Here is a 9,661-nt window from a genome sequence, read left to right as displayed (position 1 = left end):
GACGCCGGGTCCCCCGCCGCCGTGCGGGATGCAGAAGGTCTTGTGCAGGTTCAGGTGGGACACGTCCCCGCCGAACTGGCCCGGCTGGGCCAGCCCTACCAGGGCGTTGAGGTTGGCGCCGTCGATGTAGACCTGGCCGCCCGCGGCGTGCACAGCGTCACAGACTTCGCGGACATCCCCATCGTAGACACCGTGGGTGGAGGGGTAGGTGATCATGATGGCCGAGAGGACGTCCTTGTTGGCCTCGATCTTGGCCGTCAGGTCGTCGTGGTCGATGGTGCCGTCGGCAGCCGTGGCCACGACGACCACCTTCATGCCCGCGAGCACGGCGGAGGCGGCGTTGGTGCCGTGCGCCGAGGCCGGGATCAGGCAGACGTTGCGCTGCTGCTCGCCCCGGGAATGGTGGTAGCCGCGGATCGCGAGCAGCCCGGCGAGCTCGCCCTGCGAGCCCGCGTTGGGCTGGATGGACACCTGGTCATACCCGGTGATCGTGGTCAGGTCCGCTTCCAGGCCGGCGATGAGTTCGCGCCAGCCTTCGGTCTGAGAGTCCGGGGCGAACGGGTGGATCGAGGCGAACTCCGGCCAGGAAATGGCTTCCATCTCGGCCGTGGCGTTCAGCTTCATNACGTACAACCTGTTCGCCCACACCCTGAAGAAGTTCGGCATCTCTCGGCCGTGGCGTTCAGCTTCATGGTGCATGAACCCAGCGGGATCATGGTGCGGTCCAGCGCCAGGTCGCGGTCCGAGAGCTTGCGGATGTAACGCAGCAGCTGGGTTTCAGACCGGTGAGTGTTGAAGACCGGGTGCTGCAGGTAGTCGGAGGAACGCTCGACGGCGGCCTCCAGCCCAAAGCCCTGGCCCTCGCCCTGGACCTCGGCAACCGTGGCGCCAAAGACGTCGGCAACCTGGGCGACGATGGCCACCGTCGTGGTTTCATCGAGGGCGATGCCTACGGTGTCGGCGTCGACGCTGCGCAGGTTGATGCCCCGCGCCTCGGCGTCGGCGATGATGCCAGCAGCCCGTCCGGGCACCCGGACCGTAAGGGTGTCGAAGAAGCTCGTGTGCAGCACCTCGACGCCGGCGGCCGCAAGCGAGGCCGCCAGGCTACGGGCGTGGCGGTGCGCCGTTTGGGCAATCGCCTTCAGGCCGTCGGGGCCGTGGTAAACGGCGTACATGGACGCAACGATGGCCAGCAGCGCCTGGGCGGTGCAGATGTTGGACGTGGCCTTCTCGCGGCGGATGTGCTGCTCGCGGGTCTGCAGGGCCAACCGGTAGGCAGGCGTGCCGGCGTCGTCCTTTGATACCCCAACCAGGCGGCCAGGCAAGGAACGCTCCAGGCCTTTGCGGACAGCCATGTAGGCGGCATGGGGGCCGCCGAAGAACAGCGGCACGCCAAAACGCTGGGCTGAGCCGACGGCAATGTCCGCGCCCTGCTCGCCCGGAGGTGTGATCAGTGTCAGGGCCAGCAGGTCCGCAGCGACCGTGACCAGCGCGCCCCGGTCCTTCGCTGCAGAGATCACCGCGGACTGGTCCCAGACGCGGCCGGAAGCGCCGGGCTGCTGCAGCACGATCCCGTTGATGTCGCCGTCGGGCAGGCCCTTGGACAGGTCGGCGACCTCCACCTCGAAGCCGAGCGCCTCCGCCCGGCCCAGCACTATGGCGATGGTCTGCGGCAGCACGTCGATGTCCAGGACGGTCTTGCCGTCTGCCGCGGGCTTGGTCTTGTTGGCGCGGCGCATCAGCAGCACGGCCTCGGCCACCGCCGTTGCTTCATCCAGCAGCGAAGCGTTGGCGATGGGCAGGCCCACAAGGTCCTGCACCATGGTCTGGAAGTTCAGCAGCGCCTCAAGCCGGCCCTGCGAAATCTCCGGCTGGTAGGGCGTGTAGGCGGTGTACCAGGCCGGGGATTCCAGGATGTTGCGGCGGATCACCGGCGGAGTCACGGTGTCGTAGTAGCCCTGGCCGATCAGCTGCACCGCCGTCTTGTTCTTGGCGGCAAGCTTCCGCAGTTCCGTGAGGACTTCAACCTCACTGAGGGCGTCCTGCAGGCGAAGGGCGGTGTCCTGGCGGATGACCTTGGGAACCGCGGTGTCCACAAGGGAATCGACCGAGTCGTAGCCTACGGCTTTGAGCATGGTGTCGACGTCGGCCTGGCGGCGCGCGCCGATATGGCGGTCTACGAAAGTGGTGGAGGCTGGGGTAACCGACACGAAGGAACTCCATTTACTCAGGCGGCGAAGGGTACGCCACAGCTATTCGGGTTCCTCCCCGCTCTGTATTGGACCTGAGAGTTTCCGCGTTCCCTGCCTGGGCAGGACCCGCTTGCACCGTCGGTGAGCACAACAGTCCCTACCTCTCCAAAAGAGAATAAGACTGCCTGCTGCTTTCCAGAGGTGCCTCGCCGCGGCGGTACGGGGGCCTGCGAGATTCCTGGGGAGGATTTGCTCCTACGGCGCCTGCCTGTACTTCCGGCAGAACTCTCCCGCCGCAGATCAAAGGCTATTCATTTGTTGGATCATGAAGACCGGTGACAGCCCTCACAACTTTCTATTGTCCTACGCGGCAACCCCTCCCGGCAAATGACGGAGCTACCTGCGGAGCCGTTCCAGCGCGGCCAGGAGTTCCTCCACGTCAGCGGCCGCTCCCCCGGCCGGCGCAGGGGCCACGGACAGCATGGCGTTGAAGTACAGGCCGTCCCCCATATAGAGGACTGCCTTGGCCAGCCCAGGTCCCACATCCGCAGCAATTTCGTCCAGCCAGCGCTGCTGGATGGCCGCGAAGCGGCGCCGCGTCTCCTCGTGGGCCACCTCTGCAAGCCGGGTGGCGGCCACGATGGCACGGTCCAAAGGGGTATCCGCCCAGACCGAGGAACGGATGAAGTAGGCCGCGGCGCCTTCAGCTGCCGACGCCATGGCATCGGCATCCTCGCCCGCCAGGCCCTCCAGGCGGTCAAGCAACACGGCAATCAGGGCTTCCTTGTTGGGAAAGTGGTAGAGGAGGCCGCCTTTGGATACGCCGGCCTTGCGCGCCACGGCATCGAGGGTGGCCGCCCGCTCACCCACTTCAATCAGCAGGGACTCGAAGGCGTCAAGGACCGCGTCACGGGCAACAGGCTTTCGGGGCATGCCCTCCATCATGCCCTCCCCCGTGCAGGAATAAGGAAAACCATCGCATTTTTAAACTATACCGTCCGGACGGTATAGTTATCTCATGACCACTTCCATCGAGAGTTCGGCAACCGGGCAGGCAAGCAGCACTTCCGTGCGTCCTCCGTGGCGCGACTGGCTGGCGATGGGGCTCCTGATGTTTCCCGTGCTGCTGGTGGCGGTGGACAACACCGCACTGACGTTCGCGCTGCCGGCCATCGCCCGGGCCCTGGAACCCACGGGCGTGCAGCTGCTGTGGATCGTTGACGCCTACCCCCTGGTGCTGGCCGGGCTGCTGGTATCAATGGGAAGCCTCGGCGACCGGATTGGGCGGCGGAGGCTGCTCACCCTTGGCAGCATCGGCTTTGCCGCGCTGTCCGTTGCGACGGCTTTTGCACCCGCGCCGGAATGGCTCATCGCCGGCCGCGCCGCCCTGGGATTCTTCGGCGCCATGCTGATGCCGTCCACCTTGTCGCTGATCCGCAACATTTTCCCCGAGCCCAATCGCCGCAGGCTGGCCGTCGCCATCTGGGCCGCCGGATTCTCCGGCGGCGCGGCCCTGGGTCCGATCTTCGGCGGCTGGCTGGTGGAGCACTTCTGGTGGGGTGCCGTCTTCCTGGTGGCGGTCCCCCTCATGCTCCCCCTGCTGGCGTTTGGACCGGCCCTCATCCCGGAATCGAAGGATCCGGCACCCGGCAAGGTGGACATCCCCAGCATCCTGCTCTCCATGCTGGTCATGGTGCCCGTTGTCTACGGGATCAAGGCAGTTGCCACCGAAGGTCCAGGGGCGGCAGGTCTGGGCGCCATCGCCTTCGGCCTGGCCATGGGGGCGGTGTTCGTGCAGCGGCAGCAGCGGCTGGCGCACCCCCTGCTGGACATGTCCCTGTTCCGGAACAGGGTGTTCAGCATGGCCATCAGCGCCAACATCCTTGCCCTGTTCTCCTTCAACGGCTTCATCCTGTTCCTCGCCCAGCACCTCCAACTCCTCGAGGGAATGACGCCGTCCGCAGCGGGCGTTGCCATGATCCCGGCACTGGCCGCCACGGTGGTGGCCGGCCTGGTGGTGGTGCCGCTGGTCCGCAAGGTCCGCCCGGGATACGTGGTGGCAGCGGGGTTGGCGTTCAGTGCCACCGGCTACACCATGGTGGCATTCGGGAATCACGACGGCGGCCCCTCGCTGCTGCTGGCAGCCCTGCTGGTCCTTGCACTGGGCGTGGGTACGGCCGAAACCATCTCCAACGACCTCATCCTCGGGTCCGCGCCGCCGGAGAAGTCAGGCGCTGCCGCGGCAATCTCCGAGACCGGCTACGAGGTGGGGTCGCTGCTGGGCACGGCGGTACTGGGCTCCATCCTGACGGCGTCCTACCAGCAGAACCTGCGGTTGCCCGCAGGCCTTGACGGCATGCTGCCCGGCTCCTCCCTGCACAGCGCGAGGGAAACACTTGCCGGCGCAGTGGAAGCAGCAAACCTGCTGCCCGCTTCCCTGTCGGACACCGTCCGGGACGCTGCGGCGTCAGCGTTTGATTCCGGCGTGCACATCACTGCGGCAATTGGGCTGGTACTGATGGCGACGGCGGCAGTCCTCGCCGCCGTCGTGCTGCGGAAGGTGCCGAAAGCGGCCTGACCAAGCGAAACAAAAAGGGCGCCTGGTACCGGATCAATTCCGATACCAGGCGCCCAAAGGGTCCAGGCGGGTGGCTGCCGGCTACTTGGAGTCGGCGGCTGTGACCTTGGCGGTCGGCTTCATGTTTTCAGCCTGTACCATCCAGGCAAACTGCTCCAGCCGGGCAATGAACTCGTGCAGGAGGTCCGCGGAGGTGGGATCCTCCTCGTCCACCTCGTCATGGACTTTGCGCATGGTGCCCACGGCGGCTTCCATGGCGGCAACGATCCGCTCGATGGCATCCGTAGTGCTGATCAGCCCTTCAGGGAACTGGGCCAGGCTGGTGGTTTCGGCAACGGTGGAGCTGCGGCCGTCCGGGAGTGCATGCAGGGCGCGCATCCGTTCGGCTGTGTCGTCGGCGAACTGGCGGGCAGCGTCGACGATCTCATCAAGCTGCAGGTGCAGGTCGCGGAAGTTGGTGCCCACGATGTTCCAGTGCGCCTGCTTGCCCTGGACGTGCAGTTCGATCAGGTCGGCCAGGACAGCCTGCAGATTGTTGGTCAGTGTCGGTGAAGCTTTCATGCGTCCTCCTCAAGTGGTCCAATACGGCCGACGCTACCAGCCGAGCACCTAGCGGCGGCAGGGCTTTCGGCAATTTCTCAGTGAGCTTACTAATTTGGAAAGGAAGTCATAAACGAATGTGATTCATATTGCGTCTTGCATCACAGGTCCGGCACCCCCATACTAAATGAACGCCATTCATATAGTGACCTCCGTCTCACAGCCTTCCAGAAAGTGGTGCCATGACAGAGACAATCCGCACCAGTACGGCCAAACCCGGTCCGCACGCCCACGCCCCGTCCGCGGACGGCGTCAGCGCCAAAGGCCTCAAGGGCGGGCAGCTCGGGCTCCTCGCCGTCGTCGTCCTGGGCATTTCAACCATCGCCCCCGCCTACACCCTCACCAGCGCACTCGGACCCACCGTCAATGAAGCCGGACTCCAGTTGCCAGTCATCTTCCTGATCGGGTTCATCCCCATGATCCTGGTCTCGCTCGCCTACCGGGAGCTCAATGCCGACTCCCCGGACAGCGGCACAACCTTCACCTGGGTGACCAAGGCCTTCGGCCCCTGGGTCGGCTGGATGGGCGGCTGGGGCCTGCTGGCCGCCAACATCATCGTGCTGTCCAACCTGGCAGGCGTCGCCGTCGACTTCTTCTACCTCTTCCTGTCCCAGCTCACCGGCTCACCGGAACTGGCAGACCTGGCCGGCAACAAAGCGTTGAACGTCCTGACCTGCTTCGTGTTCGTGGCGCTGGCTGTTTGGGTCAGCTACCGCGGGCTGCACACCACCAAGGTGGTGCAGTACGGCCTGGTGGGCTTCCAGCTTCTGGTCCTGGGCCTGTTCGTCGCCATGGCCTTCGCCAACTGGTCCACGTCCGAAACGGCCATCCCGTTCAGCTGGGACTGGTTCGACGTCACGAAGATCGAGACGTTCGGCCAGATTGCCGCCGGCATCTCGCTGTCGATCTTCGTGTACTGGGGCTGGGATGTGTGCCTAACGGTCAACGAGGAAACAGCGAACGGCCAGAAGACGGCCGGACTGGCCGGCACCCTGACCGCCGTCATCGTCCTGGCCATCTACCTCCTGGTCAGCATCGCCACCATGATGTTCGCCGGCGTCGGGGACACCGGCAACGGCCTGAACAACGCCGACAACCAAGAGAACATCTTCACGGCCCTGGCCTCCCCCATCATGGGCCCCTTCGCCATCCTGATGTCCCTCGCCGTGCTGTCCAGTTCCGCGGCCTCCCTCCAGTCCACGTTCATGTCGCCGTCCCGAAGCCTGCTGGCCATGGCGCACTACGGCGCCCTGCCTGAACCGTTCAGCCGGATCAGCAGGAAGTTCGCGACGCCGGGCTACGCCACCATCGCCGCCGGCATCCTGTCCGCCGGGTTCTACGCGGTGATGCACGTGGTCAGCGAAAACGTCCTGAATGACACCATCCTGGCCCTGGGTCTGATGATCTGCTTCTACTACGGCCTCACCGCGCTGGCCTGCACCTGGTACTTCCGCCACAGCCTGTTCAACAGCACCCGCCACTTCCTGCTGCGGCTGGTATGCCCGGTGGTGGGCGGCGTGGGCCTGTTCGTGGTATTCGTCCAGACCGCCGTGGACAGCCTGGCGCCGGAGTTCGGCAGTGGTTCCGAGGTCTTCGGCGTGGGCCTGGTGTTCATCCTGGGCATCGGCATCCTGGCCCTGGGCGCCGTCGTCATGCTGGTCATGTCCCGCACGCACCCCGGCTTCTTCCGCGGCGAAACCCTCAAGCGGGACACCCCCGCGCTGGTAGTGCCGGAATAGATCGCTGAAGGCCGCCACAACGCTGCCTGAACGAAAAAGGTGCCGTGCCCCCATCATGGGGGCACGGCATCTTTTTCGTTTTCACCAGTAGTGCGCCACGTCGATCACAAGGCGCGAGCCCGGGCCGGGACCGGCCAGGGTGAAGACCCGGAACGGGAGGCGGGCCCGGACGCCCAGCCCGAGGCTTGTGTACCCCTCGAAGCTTCCGGCCGAAACCACCTGGCGGAACGTCTGGTAGCCGGCCACGTTGCTGAGTTCAGCCTTGTCCGCCGGGTTGTAGGTGGGGTTGCCGTTCTGGTCGTAGGACGGCGCCTTGATGCTGATATGCAGGCGCGCGCCGCCCCGTACCGGGATAAAGGCCCCGGAGCCTTCCTGCTCAATCCGCGGCACATACTGCACCGTGTAGGACACGGCGGGCCCGTTGAGGTCCACCACCAGCCGGTCGAAGCAGTAGTGCTGCCCGGTCCGGACATTGGTGACCGATGCGGTCCCCGTATCCTGCCCGGTCTTCGCAAGGGAGCCCCATGTGAGGCCGCAGTAGGGCGCCGCCGAGGCGGGTGCCTGGACCACGATTCCCAGCCCGGAAGCCAACAGGATTGCCGCGAGCCAGGTGAGGAACTTCTTCATAGCAGTGCCATCCACGACTAAAGACCATTGGATGCTTCCAGCGTAGGAGTGTCCGGACCGGGAAACGAGGGGGCATTTTGATAACGACGGCGTCCGGGGACAAAGCAGCGCCGGCCACCTCGGGGAGGTGGCCGGCGCCGGCAAAAATCAGGAAGACACTCAGCCTTCGCAGTCGCGGCAGTACTTCAGGCCGTCCTTTTCACGGGCAACCTGGGAGCGGTGCCGAACCAGGAAGCACGACGAGCAGGTGAACTCATCGGACTGCTCGGGAACCACAATGACGGTCAGTTCCTCATTGGACAGATCGGCGCCGGGCAGGTCGATGCCTTCAGCGGTGTCGTTCTCGTCGACATCGATAACCGCGGTCTGCGCGTTGCCGCCCCGTGACGCCTGGAGGGCCTCGAGAGAGTCGGCCGGCGACTCTTCTTCCTGCTTGCGTGGAGCATCGTAATCGGTAGCCATAGCGTGTTCACTTTCGTTGCTGCGCAGCGCCATTTCAGGCACCTCAGTGCAGCAGTTTAGGGCATTATCGCGCTACCGGCGCAATAGTGTGGCTAAGCAGACATTCCGCCGCTTCCGCCCGCTGTTCCTGCATGCCCGGACCGGGCCTGGTCGGCACCGAGGGACACTCCGCTCAAGGCCGGAAGCCAGCCCCACCGGGTGGCGTCGGCCATGGCGCCGGCGGCACTGGACTCGGATTCGTAGGTGAAGGTGTCCAGCAGCCAGTCGCGGAGCCGGATGAGCAGGGTAGCCGTCATGCACTGAAAACTACGCAGCGATTGTTGTGGCCACGTTTCGCGCCGGTCTCCCCCGGATTAAATCAGCTGCCGGCAGGATCTCCGGCCGGATTCTTCAAGCGTGCTCTTCAGGCGGGCGGTGCCGTGCTGCTGCGCAGGACGAGTTCCGGCTCCACGACAAGTGTCCGGGGTCCTTCCGCGCCGCTGAACGCCGTCAACATCATCTGCATGCACCGCCGGCCCAGTTCCTCGAAATCCTGCCGGACCACCGTCAGCGGCGGACTGAAATAGCCGGCCTCGGGCTGGTCGTCGAAGCCCACCACGGACACGTCCTGCGGCACTTTGATGCCGGCCTCGGTCAGGGCGCGCAGGACTCCCAGGGCCATCTGGTCGTTGCCCACGAAGAGGGCGGTGGCCCGGCGGGTGGCCGCGATCCGCCGGCCGATGGCGTAGCCGCTGCCGGCGCTCCAGTCACCTTCGATGATCAGGTCCGCCTCGAGTCCGGCGGAGGCAAGGGTGGACCGCCAGCCGTCGGCACGCGCCACGGCATCGATCCAGTCCTGCGGGCCCGCGACGTGCCCGATCCTGACGTGCCCCTGCCCAATGAGGTGCCGCACGGCGAGTTCGGCCCCGCGGCGCTGGTCCACCCTGACGCCGCCAACAGTGTCATTCCCCTCGGGTCCAACGGCCACCACCGGGACCCCGATGGGAAGTTCCGCCAGGGCGGCCAACGTCTCAAGGTGCGGAACGATCACCACGATGCCGTCCACCGACTGGTCCAGGAAGTGCCTGACGGCGTCCAGGATCGCGTCCCGGCTGACCTCCCGCAACGCGGCGACGCTGACGAAATATCCGGCGTCCCTCGCAGCGCGTTCCACGCCCAGCAATGTATTGGCAGGACCGTACTGGGAGAGCTCGCTGCCCAGGACCCCTATGGTCTGCGAGCGCCGGGTGACCAGGCTCCGGGCTGCGGTGTTGCGGCGGTAGCCGAGCCGGGCTATCACCGCTTCCACTTTTTCCCGCGTCCCCGGGCTCACGTTGGGGTGGTTGTTGACCACCCGTGACACGGTCTGGTGTGAGACCCCGGCCAGCTCCGCCACGTCCTCAAGCCTCGGCAGCCGGCGTGGTTTGCCGTGCGTCACGGGTTTGTTGTCCGTGGCGGGCGCCGGGAGCTCAGCCGTGCCATTG

General features: G+C 65.8%; 8 protein-coding genes, 2 pseudogenes and 2 riboswitches. Of the genes and pseudogenes, 2 read left to right on the top strand and 8 right to left on the bottom strand.

Annotation, left to right across the window (positions count from 1 at the left end):
• From ASG79_RS24110 to ASG79_RS11770, 3 genes and pseudogenes are all read right to left on the bottom strand, one after another.
• Window positions 1-624, bottom strand: a pseudogene (locus ASG79_RS24110) (glycine dehydrogenase (aminomethyl-transferring)); the annotation flags it as partial.
• 1 nt (window position 625) lies between these two features.
• Window positions 626-2,210, bottom strand: a pseudogene (locus tag ASG79_RS11775) (glycine dehydrogenase (aminomethyl-transferring)); the annotation flags it as partial.
• A 53-nt stretch (window positions 2,211-2,263) separates the two neighbouring features.
• Window positions 2,264-2,371, bottom strand: a riboswitch (glycine riboswitch).
• Between the two features lie 26 nt (window positions 2,372-2,397).
• Window positions 2,398-2,495: riboswitch (glycine riboswitch) on the bottom strand.
• Window positions 2,496-2,588: 93 nt separating this feature from the next.
• Window positions 2,589-3,125, bottom strand: a complete 537-nt coding sequence (locus tag ASG79_RS11770) for a TetR/AcrR family transcriptional regulator (RefSeq protein WP_056391211.1) — start codon at window positions 3,123-3,125, stop codon at window positions 2,589-2,591.
• 85 nt (window positions 3,126-3,210) lie between these two features.
• Here ASG79_RS11770 and ASG79_RS11765 point away from each other — a divergent pair, with 85 nt between their 5' ends.
• A complete protein-coding gene (locus ASG79_RS11765; protein ID WP_056391209.1) occupies window positions 3,211-4,770 on the top strand; it encodes an MFS transporter in 1,560 nt (519 codons plus the stop codon).
• An 81-nt stretch (window positions 4,771-4,851) separates the two neighbouring features.
• Here ASG79_RS11765 and ASG79_RS11760 read toward each other — a convergent pair whose 3' ends face one another.
• Window positions 4,852-5,331 (bottom strand): Dps family protein, encoded by a 480-nt coding sequence (locus tag ASG79_RS11760; RefSeq protein ID WP_018772030.1) that lies wholly within the window; start codon window positions 5,329-5,331, stop codon window positions 4,852-4,854.
• 221 nt (window positions 5,332-5,552) lie between these two features.
• Here ASG79_RS11760 and ASG79_RS11755 point away from each other — a divergent pair, with 221 nt between their 5' ends.
• Window positions 5,553-7,109, top strand: a complete 1,557-nt coding sequence (locus ASG79_RS11755; protein ID WP_018772031.1) for an APC family permease — start codon at window positions 5,553-5,555, stop codon at window positions 7,107-7,109.
• An 81-nt stretch (window positions 7,110-7,190) separates the two neighbouring features.
• Here the strand turns inward: ASG79_RS11755 and ASG79_RS11750 are convergent, their stop codons facing one another.
• The 4 genes from ASG79_RS11750 to ASG79_RS11735 all read right to left on the bottom strand — a co-directional run bounded on the left by ASG79_RS11750 (window position 7,191) and on the right by ASG79_RS11735 (window position 9,615).
• The gene (locus ASG79_RS11750; RefSeq protein WP_018772032.1) at window positions 7,191-7,736 is read right to left on the bottom strand and encodes a hypothetical protein; all 546 of its coding nucleotides are present in this window, start codon (window positions 7,734-7,736) and stop codon (window positions 7,191-7,193) included.
• A 159-nt stretch (window positions 7,737-7,895) separates the two neighbouring features.
• Window positions 7,896-8,198 (bottom strand): DUF4193 domain-containing protein, encoded by a 303-nt coding sequence (locus tag ASG79_RS11745; RefSeq protein WP_026266196.1) that lies wholly within the window; start codon window positions 8,196-8,198, stop codon window positions 7,896-7,898.
• A gap of 92 nt (window positions 8,199-8,290) precedes the next feature.
• Window positions 8,291-8,494, bottom strand: a complete 204-nt coding sequence (locus ASG79_RS11740) for a hypothetical protein (protein ID WP_056391206.1) — start codon at window positions 8,492-8,494, stop codon at window positions 8,291-8,293.
• A 107-nt stretch (window positions 8,495-8,601) separates the two neighbouring features.
• The gene (locus ASG79_RS11735; protein WP_018772035.1) at window positions 8,602-9,615 is read right to left on the bottom strand and encodes a LacI family DNA-binding transcriptional regulator; all 1,014 of its coding nucleotides are present in this window, start codon (window positions 9,613-9,615) and stop codon (window positions 8,602-8,604) included.
• Between the last annotated feature and the right edge of the window lie 46 nt (window positions 9,616-9,661).

Source organism: Arthrobacter sp. Soil761 (genome assembly GCF_001428325.1).
Lineage (GTDB): Bacteria > Actinomycetota > Actinomycetes > Actinomycetales > Micrococcaceae > Arthrobacter.
This window is presented reverse-complemented; position numbering and strand designations above follow the sequence as displayed.